This is a genomic window from Flavitalea sp. (assembly GCF_035489435.1).
Taxonomy (GTDB): domain Bacteria; phylum Bacteroidota; class Bacteroidia; order Chitinophagales; family Chitinophagaceae; genus DATHKG01.
This window is the reverse complement of record NZ_DATHKG010000185.1, coordinates 1-26,651: the sequence shown is the minus strand read 5'-3', so window position 1 is coordinate 26,651 and position 26,651 is coordinate 1. Positions and strand designations below refer to the sequence as shown.

Sequence of the window (26,651 nt, the reverse complement as noted above, 5' to 3'; positions counted from 1 at the left end):
TGGCCACCATTCCAACCCCCTTTTGTGGCACCGTTCAGACCGCCGTTCCTGCCGCCTTTCCAACCACCGTTCCAGCCACCTTTTGTTGCACCGTTTAGGCCGCCGTTCCTGCCACCGTTCCTGCCGCCGTTCCAGCCACCTTTCGTGGCACCATTCAGACCGCCGTTCTTGCCGTTCCAACCACCATTCGTGGCACCGTTCAGACCGCCGTTCTTGCCGTTCCAGCCACCATTCGTGGTACCGTTCAGACCGCCGTTCGTAGCACCGTTCCAACCGCCTTTCGTGACACCGTTTAGACCGCCGTTCCAATGGGAACAGGCTCAGTGGGAAGCTCAACAGCAGTGGGAAGCGCAGCGACAATGGGAAGCTCAACAACAGTGGGAAGCTCAGCAACAATGGGAAGCCCAGCAACAATGGGAAGCTCAGCAGCAGTGGGAGGCCCAGCAACAGTGGCTAGCTCAGCAACAATGGGAAGCGCAGCAACAGGAGCAAAGCGGAAAATGAGGTTAAGATTGGAGTAGGAGTTCTTTTTTCTCAATGGGCCAAATCTTTCGAAATAGAATTTTAGATAAGAATATGTATTTTGATTCTCAATTAACAGAAGGCGTCAACAGTAAATATGATACGGTTCAAGCTCGTCAGCCTAATAACGACGAATCTATCGCTGTGCTAAAAGAGTCGAGGTTACTGGCCCGGGGTGGTTTCCAAATCGAACGTCAATTATTTAGTAAAGAGTCTCTTTGGGCTATGTTTGATGAAGCCTGTCGGTTGTTTGCTAATTCCAGTGAAGAACTAAGGGAGAATTCTGACATAGAGGAATGGCGTGGAGGGCTACCCCCCCGCAAGCTTCTGACAACCGGCGGTGGGCCCGTACAGGACCGATTATATCGGGCGCACACGCTGCAAGTGTTGCTATCACAGCTGATCGGCGTGCCGGTACAAGCTAGCCGGGACCGGGCAGGTTACAGCTATTATTGCCGACCCGGCGATTACCTGGGACTACACCGCGATGTAGAAACATGTGATATTTCGGTAATAGTAGTGCTGTCTGACAACACTGACAGTCAACAAGAGGGTGGCGAATTGATTCTTTATCCAAAAAAAATTCAAGATCCACTTTCAGTGATTCGTCAAAATCCGAAAATAGACGCCGTACCCATAAAATTAGCTGCAGGAGAAACCTGTATTTTGGCTGGTGGCATGGTCCCGCATTTAGTGCGACCGGTAGGAAAAGGACAATACCGCATTACCGCGCCGATGTGTTTCAAGGTTATGGCTTAACAGCTGTTCCGTTACCTTTTATCGAAGAACCCTGCACTCCTCCATATCCGGACTCAGTTATATAACGACAACAGCAAGTTCAATTATTTCACGAGTACCCGATGGTACCGGATAATTTATGGTTGTAAGAAGTTCTCCTGGCTTCACACGATCATCACCATCCTTACTTATGTGTACTCTAAAGGATAATGATTGTTTTGATTCTAATTCCGGAACACGTATTTTAAAATTGATTTTTTTATTAGGAGCCAGCATTATATCATGCAGTTCTTCCTTAGCGATAAGTATCGAAGGTGCATCGGCTAAGGATACATCCCGAACCTCGATGACGATTTTTTGCGCCCGGTATGAAGGTGCATTGGCAGGCAGGAGAATTCTACCTTTATACTCTTTCATCAGGAATGTTTTATTTTACTGGTTTCATATTTTGATAACAAAGTTGCTACGGCTTCAGACATCAATAAACCCGGTACGCGTTTAAGATGTTGTCAGGTCGAAACAAAGTCTGCTTTGTTTCGGACCCAGTTGGAAATCAGATTTAGGTTTTGTGAGAAGTAATGACAGACTACCCAGGTTCGTATTCTTTCTTTTTCGGTGAACTCCACACTCTGGATCACGTCAGTGTGATTAAAATCCTGGAACGTTGTATTGGGTAAGTGGCCAAGTGTCATCCAAAGCGTCACCTCATCCAGAATCCACCGGTTTTTTGACGGATAAGGCAGTGCCAAAAATTGATCGCCAGGCGCTAAGTAAGACCAATGTTGTCTCAAATCATCGACACCAACTCCTTCGCCATATTCTGAATCAGGCTCACTGGGATTTGCTGCCATCCAGACCATAAAACGCCAGGCGTAGGATATGTGCAACGTACTTAATCCTGCGAGTTTTTTCCAAATACCATTGTTTAACAATACGACCCCAAGATTAAATGGCTGAGCAGGATTAATACCAACCATACTTCCAATTTGGATGAGATTATCCTCATCTATCATGCTGCGGTGGTATCCCTGGCGACTACGTCGCGAGCCGACCTCTTCACAGGCGACCAGATCCGGACTACTGTACTGATCAAAAAGTCGAGCCACGTCCCCCTGGAAATAAGTGTCACAATCTAATAGTAGTACCTGGTCTGGATCTAACGAGCTTATCTCTGCGAAGTTGAGAAATTTATGAAGCAAGGGATATTGACAAAGAAATTGCCATCCAATGGGGCAAATTTGGGAAAGCCTTGCACTATATGGAGGTAGCAACCAGATTCGAACGCCCAGCATCTGAAGTGAGCGCATTAGATTCATAGGTAAATCTCCGTAAGCAAATAGAATGATACCAACTTCTTTATTATAGCTACGCAGAGAATCTACACTTGTTATAATCTGAGTTAAAAGGTCGGATCGACCACCTTCCGGGATACTGAGTGAATAACAGCAAATGCGCTTCATACAACAATATTTTATCCTCTAACCAAATCAGGTAAGTTCAGGTTGGGCTTATTGGATTGTTGGAAAAGAATTGTTGAATTTAATTCTAAAAATTCATACCAGGTATATCCTACGCAAATATCTGTAAAGTTCGACATTCGTCACGGGACTTGCGACTGCAGATGATTACGGAAATAATTTTCCAAACGCATATGCAGTAATAAAATAACATTTTCGCGCTTCGCGAAGGGCTCTCCATATTCCCGAATCATAATTTGATCGGAATGATTTAAATCGCTTGACGATGGGTTTCCATTAGCCATCGTCATTTGGATATTATAGATTCCAATTTCGCATACCCACAATTTGGTCTCTGTTATAATTTGGAATTATTGCAACTGTTTTGATATTTTTGATATTTGATAGTGTTAAGTTATTTGCCATTAAATGTATTGCGGTTCGTACCGATTCATGCCAGGTCTGTACGGGTACTTCTCATTCTAACCCTGGCCATGGACTGGTGCTCATTGGGTTCATCTCTTGTTTATACAGCGTTTTTTCAAACAGGAAGGCCAGGACCTGATTAGAGTAAGCGCAACTAAATTTTATATGAACATACAAGAACAAATCGAAAAGTATCTTACCAACCAACCTGAACCAAAACGCAGCGACATGGAAGCTTTACACCGCATCATTCTGGAAGTAATGCCAGCATGTCAATTATGGTTTTTGGATGGTAAAAACACTGAAAACAAAACTGTTTCTAATCCTAATATAGGATATGGACTTCACACCATAAAATATGCTGACGGAAAAACCAGGGAGTTTTATAAAATTGGTATAAGTCCAAACCAAACCGGGATCTCTGTCTATATCCTTGGTATTAAAGATAAGAAATACTTAGCCCGGACATATGGAAAAAACCTCGGCAAGGCGAGTGTGAGCGGGTATTGCATTAAGTTCAAAACGCTAAAAGATATAAACATTGATATTCTTCAAGCAGCAATACGATTTGGGGCTGAGCAAGAACAGTAATTTCGGAGCAAAATATAATCGGTTGCATTCGTTCCGGGAAGTAAACCAGCCGCCAACACCGGTTTTGCGTCTGGCGGGCTGAAGTGCCCTTATCTGCTCACTCTGCCCGCAGTCCAGTCACAGGGTTTGATCTTGCCGCCCTGACCGTTTGAAAACTGATGGTGATCAGCGCGATGGCAATTGAACATAAGCCGGCAAGCGCGAAGATCCACCAGCTGACAGGTATGCGATAAGCAAAGTCCTGCAGCCATGTATGCATGATAAAATAAGCAATTGGTGAAGCGATCACAAAAGCGATGGTCACCAGCCTGATAAAATCACGGGATAGTAATAGCACAATACCCGCAACGCTTGCGCCCATAACTTTTCGGATACTGATCTCTTTTACACGTTGCGCAGTTGAAAATAATGATAAGCCCAGCAGGCCGAGGCAGGCAATGAAGATAGCAAGCACCGCGAAGAGTGCGAACACACGCCCGAACAGCGCATCATTTTTATACTGCCGGTTAAGCCATTCATTCAAAAAATAATAGTCATAAATATTTCCTGGAAAAAAAACGGCGTATTCATTCTTAATCGCGTCTACTGTTGCAACAAGATCTTCCGTGTCCACTTTTACAGAGATGCGACTATAGGTTCCCTGGTTGGTTGGCATCAGAGCGACTGGTTCCAAAGGGTAGCGGAGTGATTTCTGGTGAAAGTCAGCGATTACACCTATCACATCCCATTTCCTGTTAAACATCATAATGGATTTGCCGACCGCTTCTCCAGGTTCCGAAAATCCGAACTGCCTGCATGCCGATTCATTAAGGATGGTATTGTGAACTTTATTTAAATCGAAATTGTAATCGGTAATAGAAAAATTTCTTCCCTCAAGTAAATTTATCGAATAGAGATCTATAAAATCCTTATCCACGCCCATATTACCAAGCGCGATCTTAGTGTCCGTATGATCAGTCCTGTAAACATTAAAGGCCCTGCCCAATTCATCCCCCGGTATCCTTCCGGATATTGACACTGCTTTAACATGTGGTAACTGTTTCAGCCTTTCCACAAAAGTATTTGCCTTGCCTGCAAATGTCGAATCGAACGGCGTAAGCACCGGCCCTTTCACGATCAGCACCTGGTCCATGTTCATTCCCGGTTGTTGTTGGCTCATAAAATTTACCTGTCTGTAAACAATCAACGAACCAATCATCAAAACAAGCGTGATAGCAAATTGCCCTACAACAAGGCCGTTTCGCAACAATATTCCTTTGCCTGAATGAACGAATCTCCCTTTCAAAATCTCGATAGGTTTAAAGGAAGAAAAAACCAGCGAAGGATAGAGCCCGGAAACAAGAATACCAATAATCACTAAAACGGCCAGGCCTGAAATGATCCCGTAACCTGCGATGCCTTTTGTAAATAATGACGTGATGGATAGATCCTGCTGTTGTACCAGGGAATTAAAGTTGCCCTGTAAAATTCTGACAAGCAGGAGCGCGATCATTATTGCGATCGTATTGACAATAAATGATTCTGTTAAGAACTGCCATACCAACTGGTATTTATAAGCGCCTGATATTTTGCGTACGCCCACTTCTCTTGCTCTCTGCGCGGAACGTGCGGTAGTGAGATTGATATAGTTGACCCATGCGATAAGCATAATAAAGATAGCGGTCAAAAGCAGCCCCCATACTGTCACAGCGCTCCCGGTTTTACCGATCTCATATTCGAAATCAGAATACAGGTGCATTTTTGAAAGCGGTTGCAGGTAGAATTTCTCATCGCTTCCTGAGACTTTGGTACCATCAAAATGCCGCCTGCTGAATGCTGGCAGCTTTGCTTCCAGTGTTCTGTAATCTGTTCCTTCTTTTAAACGGACATAATGCCAGAAAGTGGATTCGGTAAAACTGTAATCGGACGCTGTCCATCTATTGTTGCCGCTTGCACTATACAACGAAACATAAGACAACAGAAGGTTGAGCTGCAGGTACGAATTAGCTGGAACATCTTTCATGACGCCCGTTATTTTATACGGAACGGAATCCCGGTCAAAGATAATAAGCTTACCCAAAACGGATGCAGCATCCTGCCTGGCACCCAGAATATTGGCTGCCAGCGATTCGGTAAGAATGATCGAATTGGGCTCTTGCAATGCGGTTTGCGGGTTACCCGCGATCAGGGGATAAGAAAACATGGAAAGAAAAGAATTATCTACCGCGATAGCGCGCTGATTTGCTATTTTGGTTTCACCATAAGTCATCACTTCAACGCGGTATGGTGTCACTCTTGTATATTCCGCCACTTCCGCGTAATCATCTTTCAGCGCCTTGCTGATGGCAGAATAAGTCATGGGTCCATGTTGTATCCGTTTGCCTTCCTGGAAACGATCATTCAATACTCTGTAAATGTTGTTTTTGTTTTTATGGAACTCGTCAAAACTCAATTCAAAATTCACATACTGAATAATGAGCATGCAGGCCGCCAGGCCAATGGAAAGACCGGCAATATTGATAGCCGAATAGCCTTTGTCGAGCGCCAGTCTGCGCCAGCCCGTTTTCCAATAATGTTTAATCATATCGGATGGGTTTTGATAATGTAAGACGGGTTGCCTGATGGATCGGATAATTCCGGGCCTCAACAAAAGCAATACATCTATCATGAACAGCAGGTCTGCTTTCCTCTTTCCATTTGCGCGCACACGTTCCTGGTAGAGTTCAATAAGGTCGCCTTCTATAGAATCGTGTAACTTCCGCCGGCAGAACCAACGAAAGAAACTTTGAAATATCGGTGGGGGAGTGGGCTGCTTTTTCATAAACTTCCATTGTATTATGATTCCAAAGCTGTTTTATAATCCAAATGCCGTTTTGGGAATCGCGTTCCATAATTCATTGCGGGTATCACGGTTATATTCCATCGCTTTTCTACCAAGGTTGGTGATCTGGAAATATTTTTTCGGTCTTCCTGCACGTTCCTCGGTTCTTTCCCCTTCAGCGGATTTGATATACCCTTTATCTTCCAGTCTCACCAGTGCCGTATGAAGAGCGCCCATGCTAACACTGCGGGAAAGTTTCTCTTCGATAGTTTTTTTGATCGATACACCATAGGCGTCTTTAAATAATACGCCGATGATCAGGAGCACGATCTCTTCAAATTCTCCCAATTGGTATTTTTTCATTTTCAATAATTATTTCCTAAATGTAGGAAAATTATTTATCTTTCCTTAAAAATTAGATGCTATGAAAAAATATTATCTCCTGGCGGGTGTATGTTTTTTATTTTCGCATGCCCTGTATGCGCAGGCGGTTAAGCTGGCGAAAAACGAATTGGAAGCGGTGAATGTGTCGATGTCGGTCGAGAGGCTGGGCGACAAAGAAGTCGTAAAGGTTATCATGGACACTTCCATAAAAAAAGCCGACCAGTCTACATTTGTACGGCTAAAAGGAATCGATTTCCAGGACGGTACGATCGAGCTGAAAGTATTGAGTAAGCTTACTCCTAACGCCCCTGATTACGCCAGGGGATTCATTGGCGTTGCCTTCCGGATCAACAGTGATAATACAAAGTTTGAATCCATGTATATCCGTCCCACGAACGGCAGGGCAGAAGACCAGTTAAGAAGGAACCATGCAACACAATATTTTTCGTTTCCCGATTATGGCTTTCAACGGTTGCGCGACGAAGCTGCGGGACAATATGAGTCTTATGCAGATATGGGCCTCAATGAATGGATCAGTTTGCGGATTGTAGTGCGCGGTGCACAGGCAAAACTTTTCCTGAATAATAACAAGCAGCCGGTACTGATCGTAAATGATCTGAAACTCGGCGCCGAAAACAAAGGTGCCATCGGCCTTTGGGTTGATGTTGGCACTGAAGGATATTTCTCCGACCTAAAAATATCTAAAGAGAAATAACAGGTCGATGGTAACATCCCTATCAAATACCCACCAGCTGATATCTGTTCTAAAAGCGAAATCCTGCAAGCAGTCCACACGAGACGGGAAATGCGAGGCAAATTATTGGAGATTTTAGCTTTCAGTTAGATATGATAACTTTAATATCGTGAAGCCACTGACTTCGCATTCACGTTTACCCTAAAATTTGTTATTAAGAAATAATGATGGCAATGTATGCCGAAACTCCAGGGCTGCGCCGGCGCCAAAAGAACGCAGTGGCAGGAATACTACTTAATAAAAAGTTAAATCATGGCTAAAAATTATCCTTCCATTGCTTTCACTGAAGCAATAAAAAAATTACAGGAGAAAGCGGGTAGCCGGGCAAGCTATGCCAGGTTGGAAAACAATACTTATGTTGAAGGATTAACTGGAAATGAAATTGAATTTATCCGTGAACGGGATAGTTTTTATATGGCCAGTATTGGCGAAAATGGATTTCCTTATATTCAACACCGCGGAGGCCCTAAGGGATTTCTAAAGATACTTGATGCAAAGCGGATAGGCTTCATTGATTTTCGTGGTAACATGCAATACATTTCAGTTGGCAACATTGAAACGAATAACAATGTATCACTCATCATGGTTGATTATCCTGCAATGGCCCGATTGAAAATCCTGGCGAAGGCTGTCGTTATAGATCTCAAAGACGATCCCGCTTTGTATGATTCGCTCAATTTACCGGATTATAAATTTAAAGCTGAACGGATGATGACCTTTAACATTGAAGCCTACGACTGGAATTGCCCTCAACATATTGCTCCGAGGTACACGCTTGAAGAAATTCAGGAAGCTTTTGCGCCCCAAACCAAGCTTATCGAAAAAATGGAAGAAGAAATTAGAACATTAAAGGCGTCATTGAAGTAAATAGAAGTCATTGGTCATACAAGGAGTTGAACTTAGGGACAAACATTCGGTTTCGAGCAACAATATGTTTTATTGATTAATCCTGCAAATGTAAGTTTACAGGCAGTAAAATCTGCCGATGGAATATGGAGCCATGGGGTTATGTGGTGTACGAATACAATTCACATTAAGTCTATGTTAGTTGCGCCATCGTAACAACAGGGATATCCTTTACAGGATGTTTGCAAAGTTCATGATAGCCTTGTTGGTTATATTGATATCCGTTTTCTGCCAGGTCCCACAATAGGGGAGCCAGGCTTAGAACCGATGCTTTAAATCCCTGCACAATCGCACCCATGTTGCCTGTTCCCTTAGAAAGCGCTGCTTCATTTTCGATTTCGAAGGGGCCGCGAAATTCTTTTGATTTTAATGCATTTACAAAAGACCGCCAATCAACACTATCAGAGCCACCGAAACCAGGAAGCGTAGCTTCATAATTATGCCGGTCCCATTCATTCTGAGCTATTGGGACACCAGCCCGCTGAGCGAGCTCTGGATTAACCAGTTGCCTCGCATAGAGATTTCCCCAGTAAACATCATTACGCTTCAAAGTTCCTTTCACATGGATGCGATGCATTCGTTTTATATCAGAATGTAAGATCACATCAACCGGGTCAGTATGTTGCCAGATATCATGAGAAGGGTCATAAATTTCACCATGTGCTTTACTAGGAATGATCTCATACATCAGCTTCCGTGCCGCTAATACGCCTGAAAGATTATTGAACGTGCCGGTATACCCCGGCGGGCGCCAACCTTCCATGGGACAATTTTCGTAAAGTATGGTCACACCTAAGTCTTCTGCATAACGGATAATAGGTTCAAATATCCGTGCGTACTCATCAAGATTTTTCTGAAAACCATTTTCCTGATTTCCCAGGTCATGATTGTAGCCAACAAAGGTTCCTACTTTTATATCATTGGCATCGCCACCCAGCATGTATGCTATGCGAATAAGGCGTAGTAAATGATCTTGATTGTTGATACGCTGTGCAGGATCACCTCCAATCAGATTGTCAAATGCACCTAATGATAACTGTAATTTTGCCGCATTAAACTTGTCTATTAATTGACTGGCATGATCAGGTGAAAAGTTTTCGTAATCCAGGTGTGTAGCAACAAAGTCATTGCGGGTGCTATCTTTTCTGAATACACAGACGTCTAAACCTTGAGCGCCAATTTCTTGTGCCTTTACAATAATTTCATCCAATGTCAGCCGGTCAAAGGCCGATGTCATGATCCATATCTGATTGTTCATTACAAGTATTGAACTATCAAAGTTAAGTAATCATCAACAAGTAAAACTTTGAATTAACCTTTACAAACCCTGACGGAATAAATCCCAGATCCAAACGATGCGGCAGAAAACGGCAAAATTATGAAACCATTTATTTCCCTTTGCTTCATAATATATATGGATAAACCAACCTGATATATTCATAAAATAAAAGTTGAGTTGATGGTCACGAATAGTTTTGTGTTTTGCCCTCTATGGTCAACATCAGCATGCAGCTAAATGCTGTACCAGAAATTCGGGCAAGTGCTATGAGGTTTCAAGGTATTTTTCTATCTTGAAGGGTTCTTCAAAAACTAACTAACCCCAAGCTACCCTGTGTTACAAAATCGTCACTTCTGGCTTTGCCTGATAGCGTTGTCAGCCGGTTTATCATTATTCTCTCAACCAGTAATTACATCTGTTTCCCCTCAGTCCGGCACGATCGGTTCTACGGTAACATTGAACGGAGTGAATTTTAGTACCGTGCCAGCCGAAAACATCGTCTATTTCGGAGCAGTCCGTGCAAGTGTAACTTCATCCGGTTCGGGTACAATAACTGTGGCGGTGCCTGCTGGCGCGGGTTATTGTCCGATAAGTATTACTGTTAATGGCTTAACAGCTTATTCATCATCACCGTTCCTGGTCAGATATCCGGGGGGAGCGCTAACCGAGGGTGCTTTCACTTATGCTGGTACGCTGGATGATGTGAGCAACAGCGAAACAATTGATATGGCTTCCGGTGATTTTGACGGCGACGGTAAATCAGATATCGCCACGGTTGACCGCATAAACGATGAGCTGTTTATCTATAAAAATATCAGCCTGGGTACTAAAATCTCTTTTTCATTGGTTGCGCGGGTTACTACCGGCAACCAACCTGTAAGTCTAAAGACAGGCGATCTTGACGGAGACGGAAGACTGGATATTGTTGTAAGTAATAAGAACAGCAATTCAGTCTCAATATTCAGGAACACCGGGTTTCCAGGAACCGTTTCATTTGCTTCGAAATTGGATCTAAGTACTGCTCAACTGCCGCTTGACGTTGCAATAGCTGATTTTGATGGCGATGGTAAACCGGATATTGCTACTGGTAATAGTACTCTTCTTCCCGCTTCAGTTTCCGTACTAAGAAACGTCAGCACAATCGGAGCTCTCGCCTTTGCAACGAAGATCGAGATACCGGTTATCTACGGAGGAACCAGCATTGCCGCCGGTGATCTTAACGGCGATAAAAAGCCCGACCTTGTGGTTGTATCTCTTGCTGCAAATATGATGTCTGTGTTAATTAACAACAGTTCAGTTGGCAGTATGGCATTTTTGCCCGCAATTGATTATACGACCCCTTCAGGTCCTGTCGGCATTGTTCTTGGTGACCTGGATGGAGACGATAAAACCGATGTGGCATTTGCAAATTATTTTCAGAATACAATTTCTGTTTTTCGTAATACTTCCGGCGGAGGAAGTTTTTCACTTGTAAAAGGAAATGAAGTCTATGTAAATGGTGCGTATGAATTAGCATTGAACGACGTGGATGGTGACGGCAAACCTGATCTTGTTGTGCCGACATTTGATCCATCGGGATTCTCTGTTGTCAGGAACAACAGCACGGTGTCAGGTATTGCCTTTGAGTCACCAATCGGGTTCCCTTCCAGCTGTGGTACCAACGTGCTGGCCGGCGATTGGGACAATGACGGTAAAACTGATGTCGCAATCGGATGCGGAGTTTTTCGTGCTGGTATCTGGCGAAATAAGTCGACCGAACCACAAATCAGTTCGTTCTCACCAACATCCGCAGTGACCGGACAGCTTGTGACAATCACGGGTGCAAATCTTACGGGCGCCACATCAGTTACTTTTGGTGGTATTGCGGCGACTGGATTTACGGTTCATTCATCTACAAAAATAACAGCAACCGTGGGTGTTGCTGCCTCTGGAAAAATAGAAGTGACTACATTGGATGGAGTCGCTGTTGGCTATGATTTCATATATTCATCACCACCCTCAATAACATCATTTACACCACTCACAGGCGGGCCCGGAACGGTTGTGACAATCAGTGGTACAAATTTGGCCACGTTGAGAGATGTCAGATTTGGTGGTGTCTCTGCCAGTTCATTTACATTGATTGATGCAACAACGGTTACTGCAGTCGTTGAGCAGGCAGACTCGGGCGAGGTAGCGGTGTTCACAAATTTTGGGTTCGCGGTATTACCTGGTTTTGTTTTTATCCCGCCGGCTGTTATCAAAGAATTTGGTCCGGCAGATGCAGGCACCGGGGATACTATCAGCATTTATGGCGACCATCTTGGTGGTGCCACAGAGGTAACGTTTGGCGGTGTGCCCGCGACTTCGTTTGTCGTTTTATCTTCAACCAATATCAAAGCCATAGTTGGAAATGGAGCCTCAGGAGAGGTCGCCGTTCATACACCCGTGGGGATTGCAACTAAACAGGATTTCCGGTATTACCCACCACCAATCATTAACAGGTTTGTGCCGGATTCTGCAAGTGAAGACGATTACGTTACCATATTCGGTAACAATTTCGGTTCGGCATACGCAGTAAGTTTTGGCGGCGTACCGGCGCAATTCTCAAGATCCAATACAACAGAAATAACTGCGCGCGTGCCGAAAGGCGCCTCGGGTAACGTGGTGGTACAAACGAATTTTGGTACTGGCTCGAAAGCGGGATTTACATTTTTACCATTGCAAACAGTTGATTATTTTTCACCTGCCAGTGGTCCGATAGGAACAACAATCACCATCACCGGTACTCACTTTAATGAGGTTCTGGGTGTTTATATAGGCGGAGAGCCGGCTGTCTCGTACACGGTCCTGTCTCCAACAATGATTACGGCTACAGTTGACAGCGGCAATTCGGGCTCGGTGATGGTCAAAACAAGGGTAGGCTTTGCTGAGTCAGTTACAGACTTCAAATTTATCTATCCGCCATTGACCTTAACCAGTTTTTTCCCGATGGCAGCAACTACCGGTGACACAATTCAAATCACCGGTTCCAATTTTTTCAGGGTAACCGGGGTAATTTTTGGGGGTGTAATGCAAGGGTATTTTACAATGAATTCTACCATGAGCATAACAGTAATTGTTCCCAGGGGAGCATCGGGAGATGTCGTGGTGACGTCTTGGGCAGGAAACGATACGCTAAGCGGTTTCACTTTTTTGCAGCGACCGCCGAAGATAACTGATTACTCCGGAAGCGGAGGTGAAGGCCAGGCAATCTCAATTATCGGGGAAGATTTCGAAAACGTGACAAGTGTAAGTATCGGCGGCGTAAGCGTCAGTTCGTATTTAGTAAATTCAAGTACATCAATCACAGCGATTGTGGGTAAGGCCGCCACGGGCCCTATTAAAGTCACCACCCAGGGGGGAAGCGCAACCTCATTGTATAATTTCTATTACGATGTACCCAACATTACCTCGTTTAATCCAGTCTCCGGTCCTGTTGGTACTGAAGTCACGATCATCGGTTCAGGTTTTTATAATGTATGGTCCATCTCTGTTGGCGGGATACAAGTTCGCGCTATTCGGAAGATCACGACTGATACAATCAAAGTGATAATGGATCCCGGTAATTCAGGAGAGATCTTTATCAGGACTCAAGCCGGTTCTGCAAGATTTGGTAAGTTTATCCTGACCGCTCCTACGCCATTCATTAAGGCAGTCACTCCTTCCTTGGCCGCAACCGGGTCGGTAATACGCATTGCAGGAAATAAATTCTCTGGTACGACCGCTGTGAAGTTTGGAAATGCAAGTGCATCATCTTTCATAGTTCAGTCCGACTCGCTTATCACAGCAGTTGTTGGTTCCGGGCAATCCGGCGATGTTGTAGTCACGGCACCGACTGGTACAGCAAATTTCGCAGGCTTCCTGTATAGTAACGGACCAGTCATAACATCCGTTAACCCCATGTCAGCGCCGGTAGGAGCGACTGTCACAATCGTGGGTCATAATTTCAATCCGCAGGTATCCGGAAACACTGTTCATTTTGGGTCCTTAAAAGCAACGGTGTTGTCGGCAACAGCGACCAGTGTCACCGTTTCCGTACCGATGGGAGCAGCCTATGAGCCCATCAGCGTTACAGTTAACGGCCTCTCATGCTATACGAATAACTCCTTCAATGTAACGTTCACATCTTCGGGAATTTTGGGAGTAAATTCTTTTGCTCCAAAGATTGATTCGGTTGTCGGCGTTAACCCTAACTATCTGTCAGCTGGCGATGCAGATCTTGATGGCAAGAATGATTTTGCGGTCTCTCTTACTTATCCTTTGTCCCAGGTGTCTTTATTAAAGAACCGGAGTCATCCGGCTTCCGTTTCTTTATGGCTTGAGAAAACGTATTCAAATGTTTCGGCTGTTGGTGGAGCAGTCTTTGCCGATTTGGATGGCGATGGTAATGTTGATATGGTGGTACCTGAAGGTTACCAGGTTACAGGGATATCAGTGTATCGCAACACCAGCAAAGGAGGGGTTTTGTCTTTTGCCGACAAGCATGTTGTCGCCTCGTTCTCCGGTTCACATGTGGCGGTAGGCGATATCGATGGTGATGGGAAGGCAGATCTGGCCGTTCTCAATGATGGGGCTTCAATTATGAATATATATAAGAATAACAGTAGGCCAGGGATGCTCTCATTCTCACAGGTGGTCACGGTGTCATTTCCAGGATACCCGGTAGGAATACGAATAAACGATTTTGATCTAGACAACAAACCAGATATCATAATTGCGACAAATGCGAGTGTCATTGTTTTCAGGAATACCAGTACTGCTGCAGGGATTTCGGTATTTACTGACAAATATCATTCTTATATGACCGCAATGGGTACGCAAGGTCTCGCCTTAGCTGATCTTGATAATGATAACCGGAACGATGTGATCATTACAAATCCGGCAATGAATACTGTCGGTTACATTATGAATGTGAGCGAACACGGTGACATAGCACTTGCTACGAAAGTTGATATGATTACCGGAACCGGTCCCTATAACGTTTGTATCGGCGACATGGATGGTAATGGAAAACCAGATCTGATTATCACCAATAGCTATAGCTCTTCAGCCTCTGTTTTTCGGAATGTTAGTCTCAATAATGCTGTGTCTTTCGCCGGGCGTTTCGAGATGCCAACTGGAAAAACGCCACGTGGTATTGCCATTGCGGATGTGAATGTCGATGGAAGACCGGATATAGTCACTTCAAATTACGGAGATGGTACGCTTTCAATATTACGAAATATGGTTGCCGGGCAATTTGTATGGTCGTTCGCGCCAACCTCCGCCACGCAAGGGGCAACGATTACCATTCGCGGTACCGGGTTTATTGGTACCACTGATGTGCGTTTCGGGAGCGTGCCTGCCGGTTCGTTTACAGTGATAAATGATTCAACGATTTCCGCTATAGTAAGCCGCGGGAAAACAGGAAGCGTATCGGTTATTGCCGGTGCAGGTACGGCCGGCCTGCCAGGTTTCACATATCTTACTACTTCGCCTACAATTACAAGCTTTACTCCAGATCATGGTCCTTCTGGTACATCCGTGATCATCACCGGGACAAATTTTTCCGATGCAACGGAAGTAACCTTCGGTGGTGTATATGCTGCTTCCTTTATTGTAAACTCGCCTACATCCATTACTGCGATCGTTGGTGTCGGTGAATCGGGCGTGATAAATGTTACAACGCCTGAAGGTTCCGCAACCGGGTCGATATTTACGTTTGAAACTATCACCGGTGTTAGCAACGTTGCCAGGGATTCCAAAGATCTGACGATTTCGCCTAACCCTGCCCGTGACATGGTGCTGATAAAACACCCTGTAACATCTAAAAACGTGATGGTGAGATTTGTGGATTTGTCGGGACGGGTCGTTAAAGAAGCGACTGCCCTAAGAAATACAAAGGAAACATGGGTTCATATTTCAGACCTGAAACAAGGGATCTATGAAGTGATCTGGATTGATGACACCCGGATGCTATCACGAACACTGATGGTTGTGGCGAATTAAGATTACCCGTTCGTCTTCTTTTCTATATCAGTGTCGTCCTTGGACGGGCTTGACATCCAACGAAGTTCTCGTCAGTACTTTGAGCAACAAAACGTAAACAAATGACTGGAAAAAACAATATTGGAAAGTTCAAGATGGACTTTAATATCTTATTTATGTAAGGCTTCACATACAGATTCTAATATTCCGCTTATTAATACAGGCGGCTCTCCCCATTTTTTAATGGTTTGATCGGATAGTATCTTATAAATCGAACTTTGCCCTCCAATCTCACCGGTAGTAAGTCCCATAACAATGGTATTAATTCTATGATGACGAATAACATACTAGCACATGATACAGGGTTCATGGGTCGTGTACATTATGCAATCTGAAAGGTCGGTATTGCCAAACTTCTTTACCACATCTCTTGTGGCTTCTATCTCGGCATGATGGGTAATATCCTTTTGGGTTTTACCGCCCTCAATACCTTCAGCAATGATCTGGCCATCCTTAACAAGTACCGCTCGCTAAATATCCACCGCTCGTAGCTGCATTGAAAAAGTTGAAACATAATGTAATTCTTGACGGTGAGACAGCGGTGATGAACGCTGCCGGCATTCCCGACTTTGATGCTATTCAAACATTCAATGGCAATGATGAACCTATTTTTTATTATGCATTTGATATACTTTGGATAGATGGATACAACCTCATGGATCTTTCCCTTCTTCAAAGAAAGGAAATACTTGCCCTCATACTCAAAGATAATAATGTAATCCGCTATAGTGAACATTTTTCGGATGGAGCAAACCTCTATGAACAAATGAAGAAGCTTGGGTTGGAGGGAATCATTTCCAAGAAAGCAACATCTACTTATAATCCTGGTGAACGTGGCCCGAACTGGTATAAAACTCCAACCGAAATCCGGCAAGAGTTCGTTATTGTGGCTGGATAGAATCAGATAAGGGCAGGGCTTTCCGGTCGCTGTTATTTGGAGCTTACAAAAATAAAAAGCTGGAATGGATTGGGCACGGAGGGGGAAGTTTCAGGGACAAAGAAATGCCCGGGATAATGAAAAAGCTAAAACCCCTGGAAACAAAAACAGTCCTTTTAATACATAAAAGACATGGAAGGACGGGAACCCGATTGTGCCTCGATACTTACCGTGGACAGGAAACATAAAGCCGCAGGAAAACGCGCAAAGATCGATTACCTCGTTGCAAACAATGAGGCCACTTTATTATATATGATAAACCTTGGCTGCATAGATATAAACCCATCTACCTCCCGTGTCAGGTCACCCAATCATCCTGATTACATAATTATAGATCTTGATCCTTCTGATGATGATTTTAAAAAAGCCATAAAGACTGCGATAGCTGCGAAAACGTTTTTTGATAGCAAAAAGCTCAAGGCATTCATCAAAACATCCGGAAAAACCGGTATGCATTTATATCTTCCTTGCCCCGACTTTGATTTCAGGCAGGCCAGGGACATTGCTGAAAACATTTGCAATGCCATTCACGAATTGGTGTCAGGATTCACCACTACTGCTGTGAATATTTCAAGTCGTGGGAATAAGTTATATATCGACTCAAATCAGAATGATTTTGCCGACACCGTGGCAACGCCTTATGCAGCCCGGCCTTTTCATCATCCTTCCGTTTCAACACCTCTCGACTGGAAAGAAGTAAAACTTTCATTGGATCCTTTGCAGTTTGATATAAATACAATTGTAGCGCGCATCAAAAAAAAAGCGATTTATTTGAGGGTATCATGGATAATAAAATTGCTATAGCCAATTCCAGGGTGTTGAAAATACTTTGAATGACATTCATGTTCCGAATGCTATCACACATAAGTCTCCGGAAGTGATATATATGCTCCAATTTCGCAACGGCTTGTCGCGATATATTAAAAGGGTATTAGCCGGTTTTATTCTTGCCTGTAAGTAGGAGCAAAAAATGGAAAAACATTAACGTATAATTGTTATATTCGGACCCTCTTTCCGGGCTAAAGTCTTATGTATTATAAAATAACGAATATAATTTAACTGGAAGTTTACAGTTTGATAAAATTTAATAAAAGCTAACCGGGAAATGGAAAACAAAGATATAAAAGAGAGATTATACAGCGTTGAACGAACAATTTGTACTTATACTCAAACAAATGAGTTTGTTCGTGAAATCAATATTGATAATATTCCTTTTGAAACATTGAGCACAATTGTATCCCCAAAAAATGATGATCCTCTCTTGTACGACGGGTATTTATTAACCGCTCATCAGTTAAATAGATTAAATTCCTTAATTAATATTAAAATAGAAATTGATCTGGACTCTTTTTTTTACGTCTTAGAATGTTCGGGTATATATAATTGAGAAAATCAGGCAACCTGCATTGTCAAAATTGCAAGCTCATCGGAATAATTTTCGGTAAGTATTTTTACTTTACATTGGATTAGATGAATGCCTATTCACAGTATACTGACGAAGAACTTTTTCAATTCATTGCCGGTGGCAGCGAACACGCATTTCACGCGTTTTTTTCACGGTACAATACTAAACTCTTCTACTTTATATTATATATCGTGCGACTTGAAACCGATGCAGAGGAGCTTACGCAGGATGTTTTTGTAAAATTATGGGCGAATCGTAGTAGGTTGGCAGATATAACAAATCCAGGAAATTATCTTTTTGTCATTGCACGAAATTCCGCACTGGATCAGCTTGACAAGCAATCGACTCAAAAACGCTTAAAAATAGCTGTCGCGACAAACGATTTGTTGTCAAACATTACTGAAGATGAAGTTCTTTACCGGGATAGTAAAAAGCTTATTGCATTAGCGGTTGAACAGTTACCTGGTATGCAAAAGTCTGTTTACCAGCTAAGCAAAAATGCAGGACTGTCAAGATATGAAATTGCCGAACGTCTGAATATATCGCCGAACACCGTAAAAAATCATCTGGGCACTGCTATTAAATCGATCCGCCAATACCTCGAACGGCATGGCCAGTTTGGTGTCATCTACCTCCTCCTGCATATTTTTTAAATAAATTTTTAAACCGGCTAGTACAAGTCAGCCTGTCAAACGTCCCTTATATAACTACTGCTAATGGAGCCACTTAATGACAGATTAAATTATTTATTACGCGGATACCAGACCAAAACTCTGGATGCGCAAGAACATCAGGAATTACTGCAATTGCTTGAAGCAAAGTGGCAGGAATCAGGCACGGGCACATCCGCTCCGCTTGTGGACTGGGAAAAAATGTTTGAAGACGTCATTGCTACACCTGTATTACAAACTGACCGCAAGGTCTTCACGTTAAACCAACCCTGGTTTAAATATGCCGCTGCCATTCTTATTATTTTTGGTACCATCAGCTATGTTTATCTCTACAATGGCCGCTCCGCAATCCAAAAAGAACAAAAGGCGACCGCTTCAAAAATACATGATGTAGCACCTGCAGGTATGAAAGCCATGCTGACACTCGCTGACGGCTCCACTATCATTTTAGATAGTGTCGCCAATGGGCCACTTGTGCGGCAGGGAGACTTTAATGTTGTGAAAAGGACGAACGGTCAGTTAGAATATCAGGCACTCGCCCCTTTACCGGACAGCAGTGCTGCAGCGGCTTCTGGCTTTACCCGCAATACTTCGGATTCACTTCAGAATAATAGGGTAACAGGTTTCAACACGATGAGTACGCCAAAGGGTGGGCAATTTCAATTACGATTACCAGATGGTTCACGCGTATGGCTCAATGCAGCCAGCAGTATTACTTTCCCAACAGCTTTTGTTGGAAAAGAAAGGACAGTATCAATTCAGGGTGAAGCTTTTTTTGAAGTAGCTAAAGATGCAAATATGCCCTTCATTGTGAAAATCAGAAATAATGATGACGTAAAAGTGTTAGGTACAAAATTCAATGTTAACGTTTATGGAGATGAACCGGGAGCTATTACAACTCTAATCGAAGGATCTATAAAAATTGCGGGTAATGTTATGTCGCCAGGGTATGCTTATAATAATGGGCAGCTTGTAAGAGCCGATACGAGCAAAGCAGTTGCCTGGAAAAATGGCCTCTTCAATTTTAACAAATCTTCCCTTCAGCAGGTAATGTTTGAGATTGCCCGTTGGTATGATGTTGAAGTCGTTTATGAAAAAGAAGTTCCCAATATTCAGTTATGGGGAAAAGTCGGCAGGGATCTGAGCTTAACACAGGTTCTCAGTGGGCTACATGACATGCACGTCAATTACCGGCTTGAAAAGGGAAAAAGATTAGTGATTTTACCATAACACCAAAATACGAAATAAGGAAAATTTTTCATTGGTTCATTGCCATATATAATAAACCCAAACATTGCTTAAGTATGAAATTAACTGCAATTAGAATCCTGCAAACGGCAGGGCTAAGTAAAACGATGCGTGTCATGAGACTAACGACCTTTCTTATTTTTGCAATATGCCTGCAGGTAAGTGCAAAAGGAATTTCCCAGACAATTTCTTTGCAGGGCAAGAATCTTCCCATTCAAAAAATATTTGCTGAAATTGAATCTCAAACAGGTTACCTGGTTGCCTGTAATTATGAATTATTTAAACTTGCCAAACCGGTAACAATATCTGTAAGGGATGTAACGCTGGAGCAATTCATGAACCAGGTTCTTAAAGGGCAGCCATTAAGATATTCGATCCAGAACCGAACAATCTTTATCAGTATACTACCCGATATTGCCTCAAAGTCTGAGCAAGCTAATACGCCTGTTGCGGCGCCGCCTGCAACCATCTCTGGTGTTGTCAGCGATTCAACAGGGGAAGGGCTTTCCGGCGTAAGTGTGCAGGTGAAAGGCAGCTCCCGGGGTACTACCACAGACGAAAATGGTCGATACAAGCTTGAAATAAATGATGAAGACCAGGTGCTGGTATTTTCTTTCATCGGCTTCAGGCAGCAGGAGGTGCGGATAAATGGCAGGCAGCTGATAAGTATTAATCTTGCCCGAATTACTGATGCACTAACCGATATCGTGGTGGTAGGATATGGTACGCAAAAGAAAAGTGATATCACCGGTACGGTGGCGTCTCTTCCAAAAGAGAGATTGGAAATGGTGCCAAACATAAATATTGCGCAGGCTATACAGGGAGCAATTCCCGGAGTAATGATACAAACGTCTAACGGAGGTGCAGTACCTGAACAGGAACTGATGATCCGCGGCCGCAATTCAATTAAGGCAAGTAATACACCACTGGTAGTTGTAGATGGTATTCCCTACAGCGGATCGTTGAATGATATTAATCCGAATGACGTTAAATCGATTGAAGTGTTAATGGACGCCTCATCTGCTGCTATTTATGGCTCAAGAGGTGCTAACGGGGTAATTCTTATCACTACGAAAGAAGGTTTTGAAGGTAAAACGATTATTGCTTACGACGGAAAGTATTCCATCCAGAAATATGTGAATATACCCGACATCATGAATGGTGAAGAGTTTTATAAATTTAAGAACCAACGAATTCCCGGGAGTGTAACACAAAGCGAACAAGCAGTGTACGATGCCGGAAAAGCCGTTAACTGGCTTGACCTGGGCATGCGCAACGGTGCGAGCCATCAACATAATCTTTCCGTTTCAGGCGGCTCAAAGACTTTTAAATATTTTATATCAGGCGGGTTTCTTGATGTCAAAGGTTTGGTACTTAATGATAACTACCTGCGCGCAACGAGCAGAATCAATATTGATACAAAAATTACTAACTGGCTTTCTATTGGTACCCGAACACAGTTGTTATATGATGACCGGAGCGGATCATCCCTTGACATGAATGAATTGTTCTATAGAAATCCACTTGCAACAGCTTATAATGAAGATGGTTCGTTAACTATAACCCCGATTGCAGATGATCCCGTCCGTACCAATCCTCTTTCACCGATCTTATACGACAACCTGAATGTGTCTAACCAGGTGATCACAAACAACTATGCGGTTATCAAAGTACCATTTATACCCGGCTTAAGTTATCGGCTGAATACCGGTTATAGAATTCGCTTTACAGACAATTCTACATACCGGGGCAGAAATACGAAAGTTGGTTTGGATGCAAGAGGTAGTGCGAACACAGACCGCAGCAAATCCAGTAACTCTATTATTGAGAATATCATATCATATGAGCGCAAGTTTGGAAAGCAAAATCTAACGGCAACGGGCTTGTATAGTTTTGAAGAAAACACAGGAAGTTCAAACACACTTAGTGCAAGTGGTTTTCCCCATGATGTGCTATCATGGTATTCGGCCGCACAAGCGGAGCTTGTCACTCCTGGTTTTGCTTACAACAAAACAGATCTGATCTCCCAGATGCTACGTTTGAATTACTCATACGATAGCCGTTATCTTGTAACAGTTACAGGACGGCGTGATGGTTACTCTGGTTTTGGATCCGCTAATAAATGGGGGTTCTTTCCATCAGTAGCTCTTGGATGGAACTTCGCCAATGAAAAGTTTTTTCCGTTTGAAAGTATATTTAACCAGTTGAAACTTAGAGTTTCTGTTGGCCGGAATGGTAACCAGGCTTTGGGTGCATATGAAACAATTTCGCGTTTAAGTTCAGAAGATATGGTTTCACTCGGCACAACCTTACCCGGCTATAAACCAAGCGTGCTCGGACAGGACAATCTTGGTTGGGAATCAACAAACACGATCAATGCAGGCTTAGATTTTGTCATTGCAGGTAGTCGTTTATCAGGTGATATTAATGTCTTCCGCGCTAATACCAGCGATCTCCTTTTAAACAGATCTATTTCTCCTGTTCATGGAATCACTTCCATTACTCAAAACATCGGTAAAACACAAAATAAAGGAATTACCGTTTCTCTCAACTCAAAAAATTTCACCACCAATAATTTCAAATGGACGACTTCCGCAAATTTCTCTTACCTGCAGAATGAAATTGTTTCGCTATATGGAGAACTAGATAGTGATGGAAATGAAATTGATGATTTATCTAACCGCTGGTTCATAGGCTCACCAATCCGGGTGAATTATGATTATGTATTCGGTGGTGTTTGGCAAACAGATAAAGCCGCCGAAGCTTCGCAATGGGGTACAAAACCAGGCTATAGTAAGATAAATGATATTAATGGCGATGGCAAACTGAACTCTGATGACAGACAGATCATTGGACAGCAGGATCCAAAAGTGTTATGGGGACTTAGTAATACTTTCTCATACAAAAATTTTAACCTGAATGTATTCATTCACGGGGTCCATGGAGTCACAAAGGTGAATGATCTGATGTCGGACCTTGGCGTAACAGCGGGTGTAAGGCACAATACCACTGTCAAAAATTGGTGGACGCCCGAAAATCCATCTAATGATTTTCAGATGAACCATATTGATGCCCACCTGATGTCCGGAATCTATGCTCCCGTGTATGAAAATGCCAGTTTCGTGCGAATAAAAGATGTATCGCTTGCTTATGATTTACCAAAATCAGTTTTGGACAGGCTGCGGTTTATAAAATTACAGGTTTATGTCAGTGGGCGGAACCTGGCTACAATTACCGATTGGCGTGGTCTTGACCCTGAACTGAGTAGCCAGGTGAGTATGCCGTTACAAAAAGAATTCGTTTTCGGGATTAACCTGGCACTGTAGTGTATCAGGCATTAAACATTTTAAATAAATTATCATGCGACAAAATTCCTTTTATATAATAGCGCTTTCTTGTATCATTTTTTCCCAGGTTGGCTGTTCTAAAGAAAAGCTGAATGAGAAGCCACCGCATCTGATTACCACTGAATCGTTGTATTCCACCTATGAAGGTTTTCAAACCGGTATAAACGGCTGTTATTCATTAATGAGAGACGAACTGGATGCGCCAATAGATTTCTATCAGGCGATGTTTACCATAGGCACCGATAATATGATCCCAAATTATCGCCAGGGATTTGGCGATATCGCATATTCCTGGGGTTCGAACAACAACCCGACAAGGTCATCTTACTCTGCCGTCTTTGATTGGTTATACAGAATAGTTAATTCTGCAAATACAATTATTGGTCAAGCTGAAAAACGACAAGACGTTGATTGGACAGGGGGAGGCACAAGTGCTGAAGACAATAAAAACAAAGTTATTGCCGAAGCCAAAGCTATACGTGCATGGGCTTATCGTCACCTGAGTTATAGCTGGGGTGATGTTCCACTTTCGCTCGAGGAGTCGCTTGGGTCCACTATCAAAACCGACTGGTACCGTGCACCCGTAGCCGAAGTGAGAAATCAGATTTTAGCCGATTTAACATTTGCTCATCAATATATCCCTGTAGAAGCGTCTCTTCCCGGCAGAATGACTAAAGGTGCTGTACAGCATTATATTGCTGAAATGTATCTCACGGTTAAAAAACCTGACAGCGCCCTTTTCTGGGCAAACAAGGTAATCAGTACATCAGCCTACAAACTAATAACAACCAGGTACGGTGTAAAAAAGAATGAGCCCGGCGTCCCGTTTATGGACATGTTTCAACCAGGTAACCGGAACCGCGTAGAGGGGAATACAGAAGCGTTATGGGTATGGCAGTACGAGTTTCAAACAATTGGTGGAGGTGATGATCCCTCCACACGTGCCAACCATCTGGGCAGGTATATGGATGTTAAGATTGGCAATGTGATTCCATTACAAATAACTTTTGAAAGAGGTGGAAGGGGCAAGGCATATTCGGCATTAACAAAATGGGCGATAGATGCGTATGAACCGCAGGATATGAGAGGTTCCAATTTCGCCATCAGGAAATTCTTTATTCTTAAAGATCAGGCGCAGAACGCTCCGTATCCGGCCGATAAACTACCTGTAGGTTATAAATTCGGTGATACGATCTGGATGAATTGGAAAACCGATATTACAGAAGCGACCTGGCAAAGAAACGATTGGCCTTTCTCCCGTAAGGTAGAAGGCACCAACGCTGCAAATGTGACCCAGAGCCCGAATTTTGATGATTATATCGCATTAAGGCTTGCGGATACTTATCTTATAAAAGCAGAAGCACAACTATTGGCGGGATCACCCGGTGATGCTGCACAGACAATTAATATTATCCGGCGAAGATCAGGCGCGAGCGACGTGACGGCCTCTATGATTAATATCGATTTTATTCTTGATGAGCGTTCGAGGGAGCTTGTACTTGAAGAAGAGCGGCGCTTCACTTTGTTACGGACTGATAAATTGCTTGAAAGAGCAAAAAAGTATAATCATTTCGGCGGGGAAAAAATTGCTGAAAAAGACAAACTTTTTCCGGTTCCGCAAAGCGTGATAGATGCTAATTTAACAAAGGAAATGACACAAAATCCAGGTTATTAAGATAATAATTACGCCTCAACTTCGGCGTTTAAATTGGTTGATGGCAAATGATCAGGGCCCTTCGTAAAAAGAAGGGCTTTCCTGTTAGTAAAAATTGCTTGAATCTTCCATCTGCGGGTAGTCCTTGACAAGCTCTGCAGATTTACTGGGTAGGACAAATTGTCTGATTATTTCAGGCATCTGTAACCCAGGCGATATTTGTGTAGTCAAAGAATCAATCAAAATACTAAACATGAAGTTTCTGCCATTTTTTATACTCATTCATTTTTTTGCCGCTGCACAGGCCGTGCACCCTAATGCGGGCAGCTCTTTGCCGGCAAGAGAAAAAGAGATTGATGCGCTTTTAGAAATTGGAACCACAACCAAACTCCCGGTGCAACGATTGCTATTGTAAAGGATGGGCAGATGGTTTTCTCAAAGGGAAATGCAGCTTGCCAGTAAGTCAATTAAAATCAAACACCTGCTCAATCATACCAGTGGCTTAAGAGAATGGATTTACCTTATGGGGCTTTCCGGATGGGGCTTGAATGACCTTTTCAACCAGGAAGAAATCCTAAGGGTGCTGAGTCAGCAAAAAGAATTAAACTTTGATTCAGGCAGCCAATTCATGTATATAAATTCCGGATACACCCTACTTGGAGAAATCGTGTCCAGGGTCTCTGGCCAAAGTTTTTCTGAATTTACAACGCAATATATTTTCAGGCCCTTACGCATGGCGCATACAAAGGTTTTGGCTGATCACGAAGAAATCATTAAGCACAGAGCCTATTCTTATTCTTTCGAAGTGGAAACAGCTACAAGAAAAAAACACCAAACATCGCCAATGTTATCGGCTCTACTGGTGTACTAAGTACTGCAGAAGACTTAAGTAAATGGGTGGCCAACTTAGAGGAACCTACAGTTGGTGATCGGGAAATGATTCAAAAAATGAATACTAAGGGTATTCTTGTTAAAGGCGACAAGACCTCTTATGGCATGGGTCAATTTATGGGATCGTATAAAGGACATCGGACAATTGAGCATGGTGGATCAGACGCCGGCTTTCGGACACATCTATTACGTTTTCCGGATCTGCGCCTTTCTGTTATTGTCTTGGGTAACGTTGCTTCACTAAATGCAAGCGAGCTTGCCTATAAAATAGCTAATATTTACCTGGGTGCGGAAAAACCAAAACGTACCAAGGGGGGTGTTGTTACAAAGAATTCAGAAGAGAAATTTGCGAAGATCGATTTAGAGATATTGAAAAAATATGAAGGTAAATTTGAGTTGCAGCCAGGAGATTATGGACTTTAAAGTGCAGGGTGATAACCTGAAAGTAAACTTGACCGGGCAGGGTAAATTCACATTACTGGCTATTTCCCAGAGCTCCTTTACGATTCCTGGGCCTGGTGCAAACATAAAGTTCAAAGATGGCGAAGGGGAAGTCAATGAGTTGGACTTCCAGATAAATGAAAGACAAATGC

At 43.1% G+C, this 26,651-nt stretch carries 22 protein-coding genes and 1 pseudogene; 17 read left to right on the top strand and 6 right to left on the bottom strand.

The window, feature by feature from the left end; all coding sequences use genetic code 11:
• Positions 1–282: 282 nt before the first annotated feature.
• Positions 283–504 carry a hypothetical protein gene (locus tag VK664_RS29660; RefSeq protein ID WP_461402373.1) on the top strand — a complete coding sequence of 74 codons (222 nt, stop codon included), beginning with the start codon at positions 283–285 and terminating at the stop codon, positions 502–504.
• Between the two features lie 33 nt (positions 505–537).
• Positions 538–1,281 carry a hypothetical protein gene (locus VK664_RS29655; protein ID WP_461402372.1) on the top strand — a complete coding sequence of 248 codons (744 nt, stop codon included), beginning with the start codon at positions 538–540 and terminating at the stop codon, positions 1,279–1,281.
• A gap of 57 nt (positions 1,282–1,338) precedes the next feature.
• Here VK664_RS29655 and VK664_RS29650 read toward each other — a convergent pair whose 3' ends face one another.
• Both VK664_RS29650 and VK664_RS29645 read right to left on the bottom strand, forming a co-directional pair.
• Positions 1,339–1,677: a hypothetical protein gene (locus VK664_RS29650; RefSeq protein WP_461402371.1), complete on the bottom strand. Its 339-nt coding sequence runs from the start codon at positions 1,675–1,677 to the stop codon at positions 1,339–1,341.
• Between the two features lie 92 nt (positions 1,678–1,769).
• Complete coding sequence (locus tag VK664_RS29645) at positions 1,770–2,720, bottom strand: hypothetical protein (RefSeq protein ID WP_461402370.1); 951 nt, start codon at positions 2,718–2,720, stop codon at positions 1,770–1,772.
• 651 nt (positions 2,721–3,371) lie between these two features.
• Between VK664_RS29645 and VK664_RS29640 the strand changes: the two genes are divergently transcribed.
• Positions 3,372–3,734: a DUF1801 domain-containing protein gene (locus VK664_RS29640; RefSeq protein WP_461402369.1), complete on the top strand. Its 363-nt coding sequence runs from the start codon at positions 3,372–3,374 to the stop codon at positions 3,732–3,734.
• Positions 3,735–3,831: 97 nt separating this feature from the next.
• On the opposite strand, the gene VK664_RS29635 is transcribed toward VK664_RS29640, so the two are convergent.
• Entirely contained in the window at positions 3,832–6,534 is a 2,703-nt protein-coding gene (locus VK664_RS29635) for an ABC transporter permease (RefSeq protein ID WP_461402368.1), read from the bottom strand.
• Positions 6,535–6,567: 33 nt separating this feature from the next.
• Positions 6,568–6,897 carry a PadR family transcriptional regulator gene (locus tag VK664_RS29630; protein ID WP_461402367.1) on the bottom strand — a complete coding sequence of 110 codons (330 nt, stop codon included), beginning with the start codon at positions 6,895–6,897 and terminating at the stop codon, positions 6,568–6,570.
• 61 nt (positions 6,898–6,958) lie between these two features.
• Between VK664_RS29630 and VK664_RS29625 the strand changes: the two genes are divergently transcribed.
• A complete protein-coding gene (locus VK664_RS29625; protein WP_461402366.1) occupies positions 6,959–7,633 on the top strand; it encodes a hypothetical protein in 675 nt (224 codons plus the stop codon).
• 291 nt (positions 7,634–7,924) lie between these two features.
• A complete protein-coding gene (locus VK664_RS29620) occupies positions 7,925–8,539 on the top strand; it encodes a pyridoxamine 5'-phosphate oxidase family protein (protein ID WP_461402365.1) in 615 nt (204 codons plus the stop codon).
• A gap of 172 nt (positions 8,540–8,711) precedes the next feature.
• Here VK664_RS29620 and VK664_RS29615 read toward each other — a convergent pair whose 3' ends face one another.
• Positions 8,712–9,836, bottom strand: a complete 1,125-nt coding sequence (locus VK664_RS29615) for a sugar phosphate isomerase/epimerase family protein (RefSeq protein WP_461402364.1) — start codon at positions 9,834–9,836, stop codon at positions 8,712–8,714.
• A gap of 354 nt (positions 9,837–10,190) precedes the next feature.
• On the opposite strand from VK664_RS29615, the gene VK664_RS29610 reads away from it, so the two are divergent.
• Positions 10,191–15,866, top strand: coding sequence for an IPT/TIG domain-containing protein (locus VK664_RS29610; protein ID WP_461402363.1), 5,676 nt, complete (start codon positions 10,191–10,193; stop codon positions 15,864–15,866).
• A 326-nt stretch (positions 15,867–16,192) separates the two neighbouring features.
• On the opposite strand, the pseudogene VK664_RS29605 reads toward VK664_RS29610, so the two are convergent.
• Positions 16,193–16,360 (bottom strand): annotated as a pseudogene (locus tag VK664_RS29605) (deaminase); the annotation flags it as partial.
• Positions 16,361–16,401: 41 nt separating this feature from the next.
• On the opposite strand from VK664_RS29605, the gene VK664_RS29600 reads away from it, so the two are divergent.
• From VK664_RS29600 to VK664_RS29550, 11 genes are all read left to right on the top strand, one after another.
• Complete coding sequence (locus VK664_RS29600) at positions 16,402–16,803, top strand: ATP-dependent DNA ligase (RefSeq protein ID WP_461402362.1); 402 nt, start codon at positions 16,402–16,404, stop codon at positions 16,801–16,803.
• Positions 16,804–16,974: 171 nt separating this feature from the next.
• Complete coding sequence (gene ligD, locus VK664_RS29595) at positions 16,975–17,646, top strand: non-homologous end-joining DNA ligase LigD (RefSeq protein ID WP_461402361.1); 672 nt, start codon at positions 16,975–16,977, stop codon at positions 17,644–17,646.
• 301 nt (positions 17,647–17,947) lie between these two features.
• Positions 17,948–18,229: a DUF7683 domain-containing protein gene (locus tag VK664_RS29590; protein ID WP_461402360.1), complete on the top strand. Its 282-nt coding sequence runs from the start codon at positions 17,948–17,950 to the stop codon at positions 18,227–18,229.
• 83 nt (positions 18,230–18,312) lie between these two features.
• The gene (locus VK664_RS29585) at positions 18,313–18,900 is read left to right on the top strand and encodes an RNA polymerase sigma-70 factor (RefSeq protein ID WP_461402359.1); all 588 of its coding nucleotides are present in this window, start codon (positions 18,313–18,315) and stop codon (positions 18,898–18,900) included.
• Between the two features lie 63 nt (positions 18,901–18,963).
• On the top strand, positions 18,964–20,148 hold the full coding sequence (locus VK664_RS29580; RefSeq protein ID WP_461402358.1) for a FecR family protein: 1,185 nt from the start codon (positions 18,964–18,966) through the stop codon (positions 20,146–20,148).
• A 134-nt stretch (positions 20,149–20,282) separates the two neighbouring features.
• On the top strand, positions 20,283–23,492 hold the full coding sequence (locus tag VK664_RS29575; RefSeq protein WP_461402357.1) for a TonB-dependent receptor: 3,210 nt from the start codon (positions 20,283–20,285) through the stop codon (positions 23,490–23,492).
• A gap of 34 nt (positions 23,493–23,526) precedes the next feature.
• A complete protein-coding gene (locus VK664_RS29570; protein ID WP_461402356.1) occupies positions 23,527–25,188 on the top strand; it encodes a RagB/SusD family nutrient uptake outer membrane protein in 1,662 nt (553 codons plus the stop codon).
• A 232-nt stretch (positions 25,189–25,420) separates the two neighbouring features.
• The gene (locus tag VK664_RS29565; RefSeq protein ID WP_461402355.1) at positions 25,421–25,582 is read left to right on the top strand and encodes a hypothetical protein; all 162 of its coding nucleotides are present in this window, start codon (positions 25,421–25,423) and stop codon (positions 25,580–25,582) included.
• Between the two features lie 3 nt (positions 25,583–25,585).
• Positions 25,586–26,038 carry a serine hydrolase domain-containing protein gene (locus tag VK664_RS29560; protein ID WP_461402354.1) on the top strand — a complete coding sequence of 151 codons (453 nt, stop codon included), beginning with the start codon at positions 25,586–25,588 and terminating at the stop codon, positions 26,036–26,038.
• Positions 26,039–26,064: 26 nt separating this feature from the next.
• Positions 26,065–26,481 carry a hypothetical protein gene (locus tag VK664_RS29555; RefSeq protein ID WP_461402353.1) on the top strand — a complete coding sequence of 139 codons (417 nt, stop codon included), beginning with the start codon at positions 26,065–26,067 and terminating at the stop codon, positions 26,479–26,481.
• The coding region (locus tag VK664_RS29550) for a hypothetical protein (RefSeq protein WP_461402352.1) at positions 26,438–26,651 on the top strand (214 nt) is incomplete at its 3' end. The genes VK664_RS29555 and VK664_RS29550, both read left to right, overlap by 44 nt.

Bases quoted from the DNA above. Each gene is read 5' to 3' on its own strand.
- VK664_RS29630 (WP_461402367.1), bottom strand. From the start codon at position 6,897: ATGAAAAAATACCAATTGGGAGAATTTGAAGAGATCGTGCTCCTGATC.
- VK664_RS29565 (WP_461402355.1), top strand. From the start codon at position 25,421: ATGAAGTTTCTGCCATTTTTTATACTCATTCATTTTTTTGCCGCTGCA.
- VK664_RS29590 (WP_461402360.1), top strand. From the start codon at position 17,948: ATGGAAAACAAAGATATAAAAGAGAGATTATACAGCGTTGAACGAACA.
- VK664_RS29650 (WP_461402371.1), bottom strand. From the start codon at position 1,677: ATGAAAGAGTATAAAGGTAGAATTCTCCTGCCTGCCAATGCACCTTCA.
- VK664_RS29575 (WP_461402357.1), top strand. From the start codon at position 20,283: ATGAGACTAACGACCTTTCTTATTTTTGCAATATGCCTGCAGGTAAGT.
- VK664_RS29655 (WP_461402372.1), top strand. From the start codon at position 538: ATGGGCCAAATCTTTCGAAATAGAATTTTAGATAAGAATATGTATTTT.
- VK664_RS29560 (WP_461402354.1), top strand. From the start codon at position 25,586: ATGGGCAGATGGTTTTCTCAAAGGGAAATGCAGCTTGCCAGTAAGTCA.
- VK664_RS29635 (WP_461402368.1), bottom strand. From the start codon at position 6,534: ATGAAAAAGCAGCCCACTCCCCCACCGATATTTCAAAGTTTCTTTCGT.
- ligD (WP_461402361.1), top strand. From the start codon at position 16,975: ATGGAAGGACGGGAACCCGATTGTGCCTCGATACTTACCGTGGACAGG.
- VK664_RS29570 (WP_461402356.1), top strand. From the start codon at position 23,527: ATGCGACAAAATTCCTTTTATATAATAGCGCTTTCTTGTATCATTTTT.
- VK664_RS29580 (WP_461402358.1), top strand. From the start codon at position 18,964: ATGGAGCCACTTAATGACAGATTAAATTATTTATTACGCGGATACCAG.
- VK664_RS29615 (WP_461402364.1), bottom strand. From the start codon at position 9,836: ATGAACAATCAGATATGGATCATGACATCGGCCTTTGACCGGCTGACA.
- VK664_RS29645 (WP_461402370.1), bottom strand. From the start codon at position 2,720: ATGAAGCGCATTTGCTGTTATTCACTCAGTATCCCGGAAGGTGGTCGA.
- VK664_RS29640 (WP_461402369.1), top strand. From the start codon at position 3,372: ATGGAAGCTTTACACCGCATCATTCTGGAAGTAATGCCAGCATGTCAA.
- VK664_RS29620 (WP_461402365.1), top strand. From the start codon at position 7,925: ATGGCTAAAAATTATCCTTCCATTGCTTTCACTGAAGCAATAAAAAAA.
- VK664_RS29585 (WP_461402359.1), top strand. From the start codon at position 18,313: ATGAATGCCTATTCACAGTATACTGACGAAGAACTTTTTCAATTCATT.
- VK664_RS29625 (WP_461402366.1), top strand. From the start codon at position 6,959: ATGAAAAAATATTATCTCCTGGCGGGTGTATGTTTTTTATTTTCGCAT.